A 15,804-nucleotide genomic window follows, 5' to 3' on the forward strand; every position below is an offset into this window, starting at 1 on the left:
GTAAAGTGGTATAATGGTTAAAATAAATGTGGAAGAGAGGTAATAGAATGGATTATCGCAGTACTAGAGGGTCTGAAAAGTACGTAACAGCTTCGCAAGCAATTTTAGAAGGTATTGCACCTGATGGAGGTCTATATGTCCCAGTAAATTTTCCAACAATTCAGGTTGAGCCAGACTGGTGGATAACCGCCTCTTACCAAGAAATGGCACAATATATTTTAACTTTATTTTTAACAGATTTTACTGAGGATGAAATAAAGGACAGTATTACAATGGCGTATGATACATTGTTTGATACACCGACGATTGCTCCGGTTAGACATCATGGTCAGGTTAATTATTTAGAATTATTTCATGGGCCTACATTAGCGTTTAAAGATATGGCATTAACACTTTTACCTCATCTTTTAACGTTAGCAGCTAAAAAACAAGGCATGGATCGTGAGTTAATCATTTTGACTGCGACATCAGGTGATACAGGTAAAGCTGCAATGGCTGGATTTGCTGATGTTCCCGGAACTAAAATTGTTGTTTTTTATCCTAAAGAGGGTGTGAGCCCTGTTCAAGAGCAACAAATGGTGACACAATCTGGTCATAATACATTTGTTGTTGGTATCACAGGGAATTTTGATGATGCACAGACGCGTGTCAAGGAACTGTTCATTGATCAAGCTATGAATCAGGAATTAGCGCACCAAGAACAGCAATTATCTTCAGCAAATTCCATTAATATTGGTCGATTATTACCACAAGTTGCTTATTATGCCTATGCGTATGGTCAATTAGTTAAAAGTGGACAACTTCATTTGGGTGAGCCGATGAATGTAGCTGTACCAACAGGTAATTTTGGTAATATTCTAGCTGCCTATTATGCCAAAAAAATTGGTGTGCCAATTCAGCAATTGGTTTGTGCCTCTAATCAAAATCATGTTCTGACTGATTTTTTTAATCAAGGGACATATAATCGTCAACGTGACTTTTTTATTACCACATCACCGTCTATGGATATTTTGGTTTCAAGTAACTTAGAGCGCTTTTTATATCATTTAACAGATGAAGATACAGAGCTTGTAACACAGTTAATGACATCTTTAGAGTCAAACGGTCAATATACCTTACCAGTGGCACTTCAAGCTCGCTTTAGTGATTTTTATGCGGGTTATGCAGACGATACGTTAGTCAAAAAAACGATTTATGAGACATATATACAGGATCATTATTTAATTGAACCGCATACAGCAGTCGCTAAAGCAGTTGTTAAGCAGTATCAGGACGTAACAGGTGATAAAACACCAACCGTGATAGTTTCAACAGCTAGTCCGTTTAAGTTCCCTCAAGCCATTCTAGAAGCGATTGGGGACTATCCTACAGATTTAAGTATTAGTGAGTTAGTGACAGAAATTGGCTCATTAACAAATCAAGATTTACCACAAGGTATTCAAGCTATGTTGACTAATCCGATTCGTCATCATTTAGTGATTCATCCTGATGACATGAAAGATACAATTTTAGCATTGATTCATCAAAACTAATAAAAAGACTGAAGTTGGCTCGTAAAGAAACTTCAGTCTTTGTTTTTAGAGATTATTTTTTGGTACAATAGTATATGAGGTGATAAGTATGATTAATATTGGCTTAACTTCATTTCATGAACATGGTCAATTACTAAATAAAAATAAATTGAGTTTAGCGGAATATGCCTCTTTTTTTCCAATAATTGAATTAAATACGTCGTTTTATGGTATTAAGACGTCAGAAACTAGTCAGAAATGGTGTGAACAAACGCCTGATCGTTTTCAATTTATTATCAAGGCTTACCAAAGCATGACTAAACATAGCGATTGGCAAGATAACTATGGATCAGAAAAAGAGATGTATCAAGCCTTCCATGAGTTTATAGCCCCTCTTAAGCAAGCTAATAAACTTGCAGCAATCTTGTGTCAGTTTCCTGGATATTTTGATTGCTCAAAAGAAAATGTGAATTGGCTAAGGCGATTGCGACAGTGGTTTCCCGATGATATGCTCGCGATTGAATTGCGCCATGCTTCGTGGTACAGCGAGCGTAACCAAAGTGGAATGTTAGAGTTTATGAAGAGTCATCATTTTTCTTTAGTCATTGTTGATGAGCCACAAGTACCAATCCGTTCAGTACCATTTTTACCAGTGGTGACTAATCAAAAATTTGTTTATTTCAGATTACATGGTCGAAACAAAGGAAATTGGCTAGATACTACTGAAGATTGGCGTAAAAAGCGTAATTTGTATTGTTATTCCGAGACTGAAATTTACCAATTATCAGAACAATTAGAGAAACTGCATGATGCACAGTGTGTTGCAGTTATTTTTAATAATAATTCTGCAGGGGATGCTGGACCAAATGCGTTAACGTTAAAAAAACAATTAGATATTGACTATTCGGGATTAAATCCCAATCAATTAAGTTTATTCTAGGAGGCAGTAATAATGATTAAAGCGGTATTTTTTGATATTGATGGGACGTTATTAACGAGCAAATCAAAAGTGTTACCTAGTACCTTACGAGCGATTGAAAAACTGCATCAACAAGGTATTATTTGTGGCATTGCCTCTGGACGTGGGCCGGCAACACTAGATGACTTAATTCATCATCTTCCAATTGATTGTTATGTGCTTTATAATGGCCAACTTGTTTTTTCACATGATAAAGGAATCTATGAGCGGATTTTTACACGTGAGGTTTTAGAAAAATTAATTGCACTAGGTGATGAGGAAGAGCGTCAAATTGTTTTCGGTAGTCGTAAAAAATATTATGGTAGTTTGTCTATGCGGTTGGGTCAGCGTAAATTAATTAAAAAAATTTATCAGAAATTACCCAAATCAATAACCACAAAAGAATTACATCGATTACTAAAAGAAAAGCTAGTGATTCCACAGAAAGCGGATTATTTTAAAAATATGTCTTTGTTATCTAAGCCAATTTATCAATGTGTTTTATTGAGTCCGGAAAGTGAGGCGGACCAACTAGCAGCGAGATTACCAGAATGTACGATTACCCGTTCTAACCCATATTCTGTTGATATTATTCCTAAGGGTGGATCAAAGCTGATTGGTATTCAAAAAGCAATTGATTACTACGGAATTGATATGTCTGAAGTTGCCGTTTTTGGTGATAATTGGAATGATTGCGAAATGTTACAAGGTGCTGGTATTGGAATTGTCATGGGAAATGCACCTAAAGAAGTTCAAGCATTTGGTGATTTTGTGACATTAGCCAATGATTATAATGGCATCGATTATGCATTAAAAGAATTACAAATTATTCGGTAAGGAGACACAAATATGACTTATTATGACCAAGTAAAACAATTTCACCAAGTTTTTGATAATGAGCAAGTGACACAAGTCAGAGAATTAACTGGCGATGCAGCTAAATACCGTGCCACATTTAAATTTGAAGAAATTTTGGAGTTTTTGTATGCGGCAAGTAATGGAGATGATACTATTTTTCGTGAATATGTTTCTGCGATACACCAGCAAATCGATCAACAAGCAGATAAAATTATGACGAAAAAAGTATCTTCAACTAATCGTCTAGTTGGTGAGGTGGATGCACTAATTGATTTACTATATTTTACTTTTGGAACCTTTGTAAAAATGGGTATTGATCCTAAACCACTTTTTGACATTGTTCATACAGCTAATATGGGGAAACTATTTCCAGATGGAAAACCACACTATCATCCTGTGACTGGAAAAGTGCTTAAACCTGATAATTGGGAACATGAATATGCTCCAGAGGCTAAGATTCTAAAAGAAATTAATCAGCAAAAAAACAAACATACCTAACTAAACGTTATACAACCCCAAAGTTATAGAATATTAATTTATAACTTTGGGGTTGTATTTTGATAATTAAAGTGAATTTACGTAAAAAATTCTTGATACAGTGCTTGAACAGCTTGATTTTCATCGGCTTCATTGACACCAAAGAAAATACTCACTTCTGATGAGCCTTGATTCAGTAATTCAATATTGACATGATGATCAGATAAAGCTTTAGTTGCTCGAGCGGCAACTCCAATATTCTGCTTCATTCCTTCACCAACCAAAGCAATCATCGATAGGTGATGCTTCACCTTAATCTCATCAATAGCTAGGGCTGATTTAAAGCGATTAATCAGTTTTGATTCAATTTCTGGCGTTAATTGATTTTGACGTAAAATAATGGAAATATCATCAATTCCAGAAGGCATATGATCATATTGTAAATCAAACTCAGTAAGAATGTTTAATACACTATGACCAAAACCAAATTCACGGTTCATAAGATATTTACTAAGATAGATATTAGTAAATCCAGAGTCAGCCGCAATTCCGACAACCCGTTTTTCTACATTGAGTGACTCAGGTAAAATCATTGTTCCTGGAGAATTGGGATTATTTGTATTTTTTATGACTACGGGAATATTTGCATAAAAAGTAGGGATGAGTGCTTCATCATGTAGGACGCTAAAACCAGAATAACTTAGTTCACGCATTTCTTTAAAAGTTAATTCTGTTAGTGTTGGACAATCAGGAATCAATTTAGGATTGGCACAATAGATAGCATCCACATCGGTAAAATTTTCATATAAATCAGCATTGGCTAGTGCAGCAACCATGGAACCAGAAATATCAGAACCACCACGTGAAAAAGCGCAGAGTTTACCAGACTCAGTATAACCAAAAAAACCAGGAATTACAGCAATCTTGTCAGAGGTTAAAGGAGGTTGACTTTGATAATACGCATTGGGTTTTAATTTAGCGCCATGTGGTGTCTCATCCACAATAATACCCGCTTCACGAGGATTCATATAGACTGCAGGCACATGATGTTTGGTTAAAAAAGCCGCAACCAAACGCGCGTTATTGTCTTCACCGTTTGCTTTAAAGGTATCGATGACTAATTTTTTATCAGACTTGTCCATCAACGTTAAATCTTTAATTTGTTTTTTTATAACCGCCAAAACTTCTTGTAAATCGGCTGACTCGCAGATAGCTTTAAATCGTGTGATAATAGCGTCTTGGATGTCATTTACTGGTTGATTTGTTAAAAAATCATTTGCATATTGTATGAATAAATCAGTTAATTTTGTATCATCGGCATGTCTTTTTCCAGGGGCAGAGACAACGATGAAACGACGGTCAGAATCAGATTGGATAATGGCTAAAACTTTTTTGAGCTGTTCAAATGTAGCTACTGAACTGCCACCAAATTTTGATACTTTCATGATGAATACCTCCAAGTTAACTAGTTAGAATTTACAATACAAAAAAATACTGGCAAATGCAATAAAATATTCATCAAAATTTAATTTATTTTTCATTTGAGCACAAATAGATTATTTTTATTGATTTTAAAAATTTATTAGTGATACAGTGAGTCTATTATGATATAATCTTAAATAGATGTAAATTTTCTAATAATTAACGATTGATTGCATGAAACAGTAAATTTGCTTGTGATAACTCATGTCATAAGCACAATAAAAATGTGTTTTTCTGGATAAGAAAGGGTAGTGGTGACTAAAGAATAGACGGAGGAACTACAATGAATAATAATAAACTTTGGTTATGGATGTTACTAATCGTAATTGTCCTAGCTGTTTTAGTGTACCTAGCTGCCTTTTTTATGAGACGAAAAAATCATGATCAGTTAGAAGAATTAGAAAGACGCAAATTGGCACTATTTGATTTGCCAGTACTAGAAGAGATTGATGACGTTAAAAAAATGCACTTGGTAGGCCAAAGTCAAAATACCTTTAGAGAATGGAACCAAAAATGGGTTGACATTTCAACTATTTCTTTTGCGGAATTAGAAAGTTTGATTTTTGATATTGAAAATTTAAATGAGACTTTCCGTTTTATGAAAGTAAAAGATGCTATCTCAGAAGCAAATGTAACAATAGATAATATGGAGCGTGAAGTTGAAGAAATTCGTCAAGGTTTACGTGAATTAGCTGAAAGTGAAGAGCGTAATTCAGAAGCGGTACAAAAAGCTTTGGACGCTTATGAAGAAATGAGTCAGTCTGTAACTTCTGATCCAGAACGTTATGGCGTGGCTTATAAAGAGCTTGAAAAGCAAATTCAAGGAATTGACCGTGAATTTACCCAGTTTAGAGCATTGAATACTGCTGGAGACCCAATGGAAGCACGTGTTGTCTTAGAAGATGCAGAAGATAGTACGTATCATCTTAAAAAGATTATTGATCAAATTCCACCTCTATTTGATACACTAGATAAAGTTTTTCCTAAACAATTAAAAGAGATTAAAGATGGATATGAGACACTAAAAAAAGATCATTATATTTTTGAAAGTGATATTATTCCAACTAGTGTTGAAAAAATTGAAGGTCGTGTTCATTCGACTTTAATGAATTTAGAAAAATTAGAAGTTGAGAACGTTGAAAAATTAAATGTTGATATTGCGAAAGAAATTGACCAATTATACGATATTATGGAAAAAGAAATTGAATCACGTCATTTTGTTAATGATAACAAAAATGTGTTGGCGAATTTCTTGACACATACTGAAGAGAATAATCAACGTTTAGTTATCGAATTAGATCATATTGCTCAAAGTTACATATTGACACATAATGAGATTGGTAAAGTCAGAAGTTTCCAATCACAGATGGAAGAAATACGTAATGAATTAACTACTGCTAACAAAAAACTTGAAGAAAAAACTGCTATTTTTTCACAGGTAGCTAACTTCTATAAAGATAGTTTGGCTCAATTAAAAGATATTGAAGCTGAACAAATGAAAATAGATCATGCAATTAAAGACTTTGCTCCAAGAGAACGCAAAGCAATTAAGAAAATTGATGACTATGAACTGGAATTAAGAAATTTAAAACGTTACATAGAAAAACAACGATTACCAGGTATTCCTAATAACTATCTGGAATTTTTCTTTGTAACTAGTGAACGAATTGAGGAATTAAGTAAAGAACTTAATAAGATTAGAATAGATATGAATCATATCGATCGCTTATTACAGTCTTGTGACGACGACATTGTCTCGTTAAAAGAACGAACAGATAATTTGATTGATAATGCCTCTTTAACTGAGCAAATGATTCAATATGCTAACCGCTTCCGCTTTTCAAATCCAGAAATTAAAAATGCAATCGATAAGAGTATGAGTTTATTTGCAAGAGAATATAATTATCAAGAATCTTTAGATGTTATTTCAGAAGCAATTGACCGAATTGAACCTGGTGTAACAGATCGTATTAGAAAATACTATTTAAATAATAAAGAAGATATGATGTAAAACAGTAGCTTGCTACTGTTTTACTTTTTTTTATACTTGACGAGAGTTAGTTGCTAGTAACTAGCTGAAAGGGTATAATGAACAAGGAAAATTTAAGAAAAGAGTGACTCTACGTGATATATTTCGACAATAGTGCAACAACGAAAATTAATCCTGGTGTGTTAGATACATATTTAAAAACATCTCAGCGATTTATTGGCAATCCATCAAGTTTACATCGTTTAGGTGAACAAGCCCATATTTTATTAGAAAAGGCTCGAAGCCAAACTGCCAGTTTATTAGATGTTTTACCAGAAGAAATATTTTTTACTAGTGGTGGGACAGAAGGAAATAATTGGGTGATTAAGGGGACGGCTATTGAAAAGCGACCATTTGGTAAACATATTATTGTGTCTTCAATCGAACATGGTTCAGTTAGTGCTTCTGTTCAACAATTAGCAGAATTAGGTTGTGAGATTAGTTATCTTCCTACAACACGCGACGGATTTATTGATGTAGCGAGTCTAGAATCAATGATTCGTCCAGATACTATTTTAGTATCAACGATGGCTGTAAATAATGAAATAGGTACCATCCAACCGATTGCGGAAATTAGCGAGATTTTAGAAAAGTATCCCTCAATTCATTTTCATGTGGATGCTGTACAAGCGATTGGTAAAGTACCGACTACTGGTTGGTTAACAGAACGCGTAGACTTTGCGACATTTTCAGCACATAAATTCCATGGCCCAAAAGGTGTTGGTTTTATTTATTGGAAAAAAGGTTGTAAATTAGCTGCGCTGTTGACAGGTGGTGGCCAAGAAAAAAATAAACGTAGTGGGACAGAAAATTTACCAGGGATTGTCGCAATGGCGAAAGCTCTGCGAATGACAATGACCGATTTAGAACAAAAGGAACGCTATTTACGTCGAATGAAGAATTATCTTTATGAGTCATTAGCAACTTATCCACAAGTCAACTTGTATTCCCAATTAACCGATAATTTAACAGCGCCACATATTTTGTGTTTTGGAATTAGTGGAATAAAGGGTGAAGTGTTAGTTCATGCCTTTGAAAATAAAGAGATTTTTATCTCAACAACCAGTGCTTGTTCAAGTCGTAAAAAAATGGATAGTAGTACACTCCACGCTATGAGCGTTCCAGGAAAACTATCCGAAACTGCTGTTCGTGTTAGTTTTGATGAGAATAACACATTAAGTGAAGTTGAGCAGTTCTTGATTATTTTTAAACAGCTACATACAAAATTTTTAAAAGTCGCTAAATAAAAGGGGTAAATATGAATTATACAGAAATTATGGTACGTTATGGGGAATTATCTACTAAAGGTAAAAATCGACGTATCTTCATTAATCAATTGTCTTACAATATAAAAAATAGTTTACACGAATTTCCAAACGTTAAAATCCGAGCGGACCGGGATCGAACACATCTAATTCTCAATGGATCAGATAGCGAACAAGTTATGCAACGGTTAGCGCCTATTTTTGGAATTCAAAGTTTTTCACCAGTGATTCGGATTGAAAAATCACCAGAGCTAATCAAAAAAACGGCTGTTGAGATGGTCAAAGCTATTTGGTTACCAGGAATGACTTTTAAAGTACAAAGTCGTCGCTCAGATAAAAATTTTGAGTGGGATAGTAACGATGCTAACCGAGAAGTTGGTTCAGCTATCTACCATAGTGTCCCAGGTATTGAGGTTAAAATGATTCAACCTGATATTCGTGTAGAAGTAGAAATTCGCCAGGAAGCTGCTTATCTATCTTGTGAGACAATTCAGGGTGCTGGTGGTTTACCGGTTGGTTCGAGTGGTCGAGGAATGCTAATGCTATCTGGTGGAATTGATTCGCCAGTTGCTGGTTATTTAGCTATGAAACGTGGAATCGAGATTGAAGCAGTCCATTTTTATAGTCCACCTTATACAAGTGAACAATCATGGCAAAAAGCTAAAGAATTAGCAGTAAAATTAACACCTTATGTGGGCAGTATCCAATTTATCACTGTACCATTTACTGTGATTCAAGAAGAAATTAAACGATGTATTCCTGCAGGATACTGGATGACGATTACTCGTCGTTTTATGCTACGCTTAACTGATAGAATTCGTGAAGAACGTGAAGGATTAGCTATTATCAATGGTGAATCTTTAGGACAGGTTGCTTCGCAAACTATGCATAGTATGTTGGCGATTAATGATGTGACAACGACACCAGTCATTCGACCCGTGATTACAATGGACAAAAGTGAGATTGTTGAAGTAGCACAAAAAATTGACACATTTAATTTGGCAATTCAACCTTTTGAAGATTGCTGTACTGTTTTTGCACCACCTGAGCCGAAGACAAAGCCAAAAGTTGATAAAGTCCAACATTATGAAGCACGCTTAGATGTTGAAGGATTAATCAGTGATGCAATGTCACAATTAATAATTGAAGAAGTTAAAATTAATGACAACTATTTAAATCAATCAACAGAAGAGATGGAAGATTTATTTTAAATGACATAACTAAAATTCCTAGGTATTACTTACTTAGGAATTTTTTTATTTAAATAACGATTTAAATTAAATTTAAATGTACGTTATTTAATTAATTATTAAAAAAATAATTTATCAATTAAATAGATTAATGATTATATAAAAACTAGTTTTTATAGTGCATTTAGATTATAAAAACTAGTTTTTTTTGTAATTGTTAAATATATTAAAATAAATTAATTGTTATGTTAATATAATCTTAATTATTTAATTAAGATTGTTATATTGCGATTTATAAAAAAATATTGTATCATAAATCGAACCTTTGTTTATTATTTCTGAAAAAAACAGGTAATAAAACTTTTTTTTATCTTGTGTTTTTATAAAATAAAATATGTTTTTAATTATAATTAAATCGTTAGTTATGATTGTCATTTTTTTTTGTTTATCATCTAATTATATTGCAAATTAAATAACGAAAATTATTTAATTTAATAAATATTTAGGGTCGAACTTAAGAAAGGAGATGCAACTGTTTTTTTGTTCATAAAACGATTATTTGGGAAATAGTGTATCAAAAGTTGCAATGAAAATGATAAGTCAAGTGAAAATTAGCAAGGAGGGAAATCAGTGAAATTAAAAAAACAGTGGCCTGGTTGGGTTAGTTTATTAGTTATGGCAATATTTGTCAGTGTATTAACGTTAAAAATGACGGTCGCTGCCAAGAGTGAGAATGTTCTTGTTAGTGGGGACGGTATTCCGTCTATTTTAAAAGAGGGATCACCTAATAATCAACAAGGGTCTCATGCCACGAGTACTAATAAAGTCGTTTCAGCTAATCCGGCGCCACCAACGAAAAAAAGAACATCGAAAGGCGCAGGGAAAGGAGAAAAAATAACGGAAAAAAGTGCAAATAATTTTCAAATAAAACAACCATTTAATTTAAGCCCTTTTTCTGGTGAGCGATATAATGGTGATCCTTATGTGACGAGTGAAGTATTAACTTCAAACAATGAAAGGATTATTGATGGTGATACTATGTATTTTAACGAATCGTATAAGCTAAGATACGAATGGGAATTACCAAATGATTATTTCACTGAAGGGGATGTGGTGGTTTTTACCATTCCTAAAGAATTTGTAATTGATGACACGTTTGATTTTGCGGTCAATGATCAAGATGGTCAAAAAATTGGTTTAGCCAGTGTTCGAGGTAACAATGAGGATGGCTATCGGATTGAAATGACTATGACAGATTATGTTGAAAGATATTCAAACGTATCAGGTTATTTTGAACTTGAATTTCATTTGAATGAAACGTATATCAAAGAGGGGCCAGGGACAATTCATTTGCCCGATCAGGAGTTAACAGTGACTTTTCCTAAGCCGCCAGATCATGGAAATGGAGGCGGTGGTGACGGAACCGGTGCTGGAAATCCTGAAGCAATGAAGAAACTTGCATCAATTGAAAAATCTAAAGATGGGCTACGCTATGTCGAATGGTCAATTCAATTAGGTCGCGAAGCCCTATTAGGTCAAGTGGAGAGCAATGGTACTATTAGTCAAAAGTTTGATAGTTTTGATGATATTGAGCATATATATATTACAGATGAACCAGTTGATCAGCGTTTAATTGCTTATAGCTCACTAGATCCTTATTGGTCAAATGCTTACGGTTGGTATAAAACCTTTTGGAATAGTCATCCTTTTGATTATGGGGGTATCCCAGAAGATGACATGGGATTGATTGGTAGTGGACCAGATTATCATGCATTTAAAATTGATTTAATTGATCAAATCAAACAACAAGAAAAAAATATGAACCGGATGGTTTTCGAATGTATGAATTTCAGTATTTTACCGAACCTTTGGATCGTTTTGAGCAACAAGACTTGCTAAACGAAGCTGTGGTTACGATAGTTGGTAAAGATGGTGAAAATACAGAATATCGTTTGGAAAATTCGATTCAATGGAATACAGGAGAAGGTGGCGGTGTTGGTAGTCGAGGTAGCGTCATTTTAAAAAAAGTTGATGAGGATACTAATGAAGCTTTAGAAGACGCTGTTTTTGATTTGTATAAAGTCACACCCAATGGTCCAGATGATTTAATTAATTTGAATCTGATTACTAATTCAAAGGGTGAAATCACTGTGTCAAATTTGAAAGTTGGCGATTACTATTTTGAGGAAAAAAGAGCGCCAATTGGATATGAATTACCTGAAGATAATCGCTTTGAGTTTAGTATTACCTCAGATAATATTCATAATGAAGTTGCGGTATCCGTTTTAGTTGATAATAAACGACTAGCTGATCGTGAATTATCCTTAACCAAAGTCGATGAATCAGGTAATGCCATTGGAAACTCAAATGAGCAGTATGTCGCAAGGTTTCATTTAGAATATTATAAAGATAATCGTTGGCAACGTGTGAATGATAAAGTGTATGAAACAAATAAAGACGGTCAGATTAATTTAGAGGAAGCAGATTTAGCTGATTTGCCGGTACCCTATGATTATCGTTTTAAAGAAGTCAAAGCACCTTATGGCTTTGAGCTTCCAGATGATCCTTATACTGATGTTTTTCATATTGATAAATATTCAGTTGAGCCGAATGTTTTGACTAAAATTAATAAAAAATTGGACCATCAAATAACTTTAGAGAAAACAATTGAGTCAGTTAATGGGTCAACAAATGCAACATCAGTTGAAGGAATGGTTTTTGTTCTCCAACGGTTAACGAATAATCAATGGTATCAATTTACACAAAATAAATTTACGACAGATAAAAATGGTCAGATTAAAATTACGAATGATACTCATCCCAATTTGATTCAAGCAATGATTGATAGTGACTATGAACAATTCCGTTTTAGGGAATATAGTGTTCCTGAAAGAAGTGGTCTTCAAGATCCGCAGTTCCCAACTGATGGAACGGAAAAAAAGGGTAATCCTGGAGATCAATTTTCTGTGAGTATTCCGATTGATGAATTACGTGAAGGCACCGAAGCAGGCCGTAGCGTTCATTTAAAGACACTTAAATTAGAGAATAAATGGATTCGTTACGCTCTTAACTTTACCAAAAAAGACTCTGTTAATGGAGATCGATTAAAAGGTGCTGAATTTACGTTAATGGAGAAGGATAATCCAAACGCCATTGTTACAAGTAAAGGGGAAAATTCAATTTTTACGTTCGATGACTTGATTATTAATCAAGTATATTTTATTAAAGAAACGAAAGCGCCTGAAGGTTATGGTGCAAGATCAGAGTATTATGAATTATTTTTAGATTTGGATGAAAAAATGCACGTATCCTTAGTACACGAGACGAGTAAAAAAACAGAATTAAAAGAGGGAACTGATTTTACTTGGGATGGACAAAATCTCAAATTAGATTTCGATATTAAAAATACTGCAATGCCCAAAATACCTAATACTGGCGGGTGGGGAATAACCATCTACGCTTTGGTTGGTATCAGTTTAGTCAGTTTAGGTTCAGTACTTTATCATCGTTTAACAACCAATAGCAAGCAGAGGAGAAGATAGTATGAAAAAGAAAAAACAACAAATCAGCAGTATCCTTTCTATTTTTATTTTATTAAGTGTCATCCTAACGGGAATTATTGGACTGAGTCAAGAGGTTGATGCAAGAATTATGAATGTTGAAAAAAAAGGGCAACTAACGATTCATAAATATTTAAATCCAGATATTATACCAATTGAAAATGGTGGCAATGGGTTTCAAGGTAATGGGACGACAGCCAATGGACCTGGGAGCCAAGGGCCAATTCCAGGGGATGCAGATGCTAACAGTGGTAATGGTTCGATGCAACCATTACCAGGGGCGGAGTTTTCAGTTTATGGTCGTTTGACGACTGAAGAAGTCAATCAATTAATGATTGCTGGTTCGCAAACAACACCAACTTATAATCCAGAGGATCCTAAACCACTTGATACATTAAAAGTAAAGGATTTTATTGATGGCCGAAAAGCAGATTTTGTTGGAATAACGAATGAGCAAGGTCAAGTTACTTGGTCAAATATTGCGATTAATACAGTCGATTTAGCCGATAATTTATATTTAGTCGTAGAAACGAAAACACCAACGTCTGGTCCAGATGGTCAGCCAGTAGTGCAACAACCTTCTATGCCCGTGATTGTGAATGTACCATCAACAAATCCAGATGTTGATACAGCTGGAAAAGAAGTCAATAACTATAATTATGATGTGAATTTATATATGAAAAATTATAATCAAACGGAACCAGGTATTGAAAAAGAAATTGACAAGCCAACACATTCAGTTGGTGAAGAAGTAAAATATAAGCTAACTGTGTCACCTTTAGCATTTGATATGAATGAGTATAAACAATTAATTGTGACAGATGAATTAGCGCCTGAGTTAAATTTCTTAACGTTAGGCCATACTGGTGGTGCAGCCTATTTACCAATGGATCAAGGAGATACAATTTCAAGTAACAAGCCGAGTATCAAAGCTGAAGAGAGTGTAGTCTTTTTTAGAGGTAGTGATGAAAGTCAAAAAATTGTGCTAACTCAAGGAACAGATTACTCAGTGAGTCATCCAGATAAAAATACAAATGGGACGCTACGTTGGACGTTTACAGAAGCAGGATTAAAAAAATTAACGGGAATTCAGGCAGGTGATGGTAGTCGGATTGAATTATATTTTACTGCTATTACTAATGAAAAAGCTAGTGTAAATCAGGCAGTCCCTAATGATGCAAAACTCGATTTTCAAAATAAGTGGGGCTATGGTACGATTAAAGATCCAACGCCCACACCTGGAAATCCAGATCCTAAATACCCAACTGCTCCTAAACCAACAGAAGTAGTGAATACTCTATGGGGTGAACGTTGGTTTGAAAAGCGTGACAAACAAAACAATGCTTTGAAATTGGAAGGGGCCGAGTTTTTAGTGAGAAATCGCTCAGTTCGTCCAGTGACAGCATTAAACGGTAAAGGTGAAATGGTAACTTATCCAGCTAATACACAGCTATATGCGATTATTTCAAACAAAAAAGAAGCTGGCTACCCATTAATTTTTAACCCTGATACAAGTAAAGATACGACACACCCTTGGTTGAAAAATAATGAATATGTTGTTGGTTGGACACCTGATTGGAAAGAAGCTTATAACAATCATTGGACAATTTCTTCTGGTAAAGATGGTCGTTTCCATATTGAAGGTTTAGAATATACAAATCAAATTCATTATCGGAAAATGTATATTTTTGCCGAAATGGGAATTGAAAAAGTAAATGGTACTTCTGTGGAAGTAGTGAAGGATTATCATTATATCTTAGCTGAACCTAGAACGCCAAAAACATCTAAGGCTGATATTGAGGCCGAGATTAGTGCTCAATTAAAAGAACATCCTGGTGATAAGTCTGGAAATGGCGCATGGAAATTCTATAAAGAATCAGAAGCTGATTCACGTTTGTTTAGCGAATTAAAGGATCCGAAACAAATGATCGATTACTTAGGAGATCAATGGAATGATTATGAATTAATCGAAGTACGTGCACCTGAAGGGTATTCACCAATGGAAAAAAATATTGAAAAAGAAGCGGCTGCTCCAAGTGGAACAACGGAAGCTGGTGACTATGAACCGGGTGGTAAAGATGTCTTTGAACATCCTCTTGGCTTTACTGTTCCAGGTTTAAGTACGGAAGGTCTACCAAATTATGGTACACCAAATTATGAGGGAGATCTTAAAAATCCTGACAATAATGTAGTACCAGTACCTAATGCAAAACTCCCTAAAATCCCATTAACTGGTGGTATTGGAACGTTTATTTTCTTAGGAGTTGGCGCATTACTAATGATTGGCGCATTCTTATTACGTAAACAACGTCAAAAAACGCCAATAAAATAATAGGAAACTGATTTATAGTATATAAGGAATAGAGATAAAATCGGTAGTGAAATAGCTATCGATTTTATTTGTTAAGTTACCTCTGTCAAAAAGTTGTCTTAAATTATCGAGAATTTTGATTAAATTGGAAAGGAGGAGAGAC

At 34.4% G+C, this 15,804-nt stretch carries 11 protein-coding genes; 10 read left to right on the forward strand and 1 reads right to left on the reverse strand.

All coding sequences use genetic code 11. From position 1 onward, the window contains the following. The first annotated feature begins 47 nt into the window (after window positions 1–47). The 4 genes from thrC to BW732_RS09070 all read left to right on the forward strand — a co-directional run bounded on the left by thrC (window position 48) and on the right by BW732_RS09070 (window position 3,825). Window positions 48–1,532, forward strand: a complete 1,485-nt coding sequence (thrC, locus tag BW732_RS09055; RefSeq protein ID WP_077276448.1) for a threonine synthase — start codon at window positions 48–50, stop codon at window positions 1,530–1,532. 88 nt (window positions 1,533–1,620) lie between these two features. Then, window positions 1,621–2,451 (forward strand): DUF72 domain-containing protein, encoded by an 831-nt coding sequence (locus BW732_RS09060; protein WP_077276449.1) that lies wholly within the window; start codon window positions 1,621–1,623, stop codon window positions 2,449–2,451. A gap of 12 nt (window positions 2,452–2,463) precedes the next feature. After that, window positions 2,464–3,306, forward strand: coding sequence for a Cof-type HAD-IIB family hydrolase (locus BW732_RS09065; protein WP_077276450.1), 843 nt, complete (start codon window positions 2,464–2,466; stop codon window positions 3,304–3,306). Between the two features lie 12 nt (window positions 3,307–3,318). After that, window positions 3,319–3,825, forward strand: coding sequence for a pyrophosphohydrolase domain-containing protein (locus BW732_RS09070; RefSeq protein WP_077276451.1), 507 nt, complete (start codon window positions 3,319–3,321; stop codon window positions 3,823–3,825). Between the two features lie 77 nt (window positions 3,826–3,902). Here BW732_RS09070 and BW732_RS09075 read toward each other — a convergent pair whose 3' ends face one another. After that, on the reverse strand, window positions 3,903–5,249 hold the full coding sequence (locus BW732_RS09075) for an aspartate kinase (protein WP_077276452.1): 1,347 nt from the start codon (window positions 5,247–5,249) through the stop codon (window positions 3,903–3,905). A gap of 320 nt (window positions 5,250–5,569) precedes the next feature. Here BW732_RS09075 and BW732_RS09080 point away from each other — a divergent pair, with 320 nt between their 5' ends. The 6 genes from BW732_RS09080 (at window position 5,570) to BW732_RS09105 (ending at window position 15,662) form a co-directional block, all read left to right on the forward strand. Next, a complete protein-coding gene (locus BW732_RS09080) occupies window positions 5,570–7,297 on the forward strand; it encodes a septation ring formation regulator EzrA (RefSeq protein ID WP_077276453.1) in 1,728 nt (575 codons plus the stop codon). A gap of 113 nt (window positions 7,298–7,410) precedes the next feature. Then, window positions 7,411–8,562 (forward strand): cysteine desulfurase family protein, encoded by a 1,152-nt coding sequence (locus BW732_RS09085; RefSeq protein WP_077276454.1) that lies wholly within the window; start codon window positions 7,411–7,413, stop codon window positions 8,560–8,562. A gap of 11 nt (window positions 8,563–8,573) precedes the next feature. Further along, window positions 8,574–9,791, forward strand: a complete 1,218-nt coding sequence (thiI, locus tag BW732_RS09090) for a tRNA uracil 4-sulfurtransferase ThiI (protein ID WP_077276455.1) — start codon at window positions 8,574–8,576, stop codon at window positions 9,789–9,791. A 609-nt stretch (window positions 9,792–10,400) separates the two neighbouring features. Beyond that, the gene (locus tag BW732_RS09095) at window positions 10,401–11,669 is read left to right on the forward strand and encodes an Ig-like domain-containing protein (protein WP_077276456.1); all 1,269 of its coding nucleotides are present in this window, start codon (window positions 10,401–10,403) and stop codon (window positions 11,667–11,669) included. Beyond that, on the forward strand, window positions 11,609–13,312 hold the full coding sequence (locus BW732_RS09100) for a SpaA isopeptide-forming pilin-related protein (RefSeq protein ID WP_077276457.1): 1,704 nt from the start codon (window positions 11,609–11,611) through the stop codon (window positions 13,310–13,312). Before BW732_RS09095 ends, BW732_RS09100 begins: the two co-directional genes overlap by 61 nt. A 1-nt stretch (window position 13,313) precedes the next feature. Next, a complete protein-coding gene (locus tag BW732_RS09105; RefSeq protein ID WP_077276458.1) occupies window positions 13,314–15,662 on the forward strand; it encodes a SpaH/EbpB family LPXTG-anchored major pilin in 2,349 nt (782 codons plus the stop codon). Window positions 15,663–15,804 lie beyond the last annotated feature (142 nt).

Source organism: Vagococcus penaei, from assembly GCF_001998885.1.
GTDB classification, from domain to species: Bacteria; Bacillota; Bacilli; order Lactobacillales; family Vagococcaceae; genus Vagococcus; species Vagococcus penaei.

Coding starts and splice junctions, on each gene's coding strand:
- BW732_RS09100 (WP_077276457.1), top strand. CDS start 11,609: ATGTATGAATTTCAGTATTTTACCGAACCTTTGGATCGTTTTGAGCAA.
- BW732_RS09080 (WP_077276453.1), top strand. CDS start 5,570: ATGAATAATAATAAACTTTGGTTATGGATGTTACTAATCGTAATTGTC.
- thiI (WP_077276455.1), top strand. CDS start 8,574: ATGAATTATACAGAAATTATGGTACGTTATGGGGAATTATCTACTAAA.
- BW732_RS09075 (WP_077276452.1), bottom strand. CDS start 5,249: ATGAAAGTATCAAAATTTGGTGGCAGTTCAGTAGCTACATTTGAACAG.
- BW732_RS09105 (WP_077276458.1), top strand. CDS start 13,314: ATGAAAAAGAAAAAACAACAAATCAGCAGTATCCTTTCTATTTTTATT.
- BW732_RS09060 (WP_077276449.1), top strand. CDS start 1,621: ATGATTAATATTGGCTTAACTTCATTTCATGAACATGGTCAATTACTA.
- BW732_RS09070 (WP_077276451.1), top strand. CDS start 3,319: ATGACTTATTATGACCAAGTAAAACAATTTCACCAAGTTTTTGATAAT.
- BW732_RS09065 (WP_077276450.1), top strand. CDS start 2,464: ATGATTAAAGCGGTATTTTTTGATATTGATGGGACGTTATTAACGAGC.
- thrC (WP_077276448.1), top strand. CDS start 48: ATGGATTATCGCAGTACTAGAGGGTCTGAAAAGTACGTAACAGCTTCG.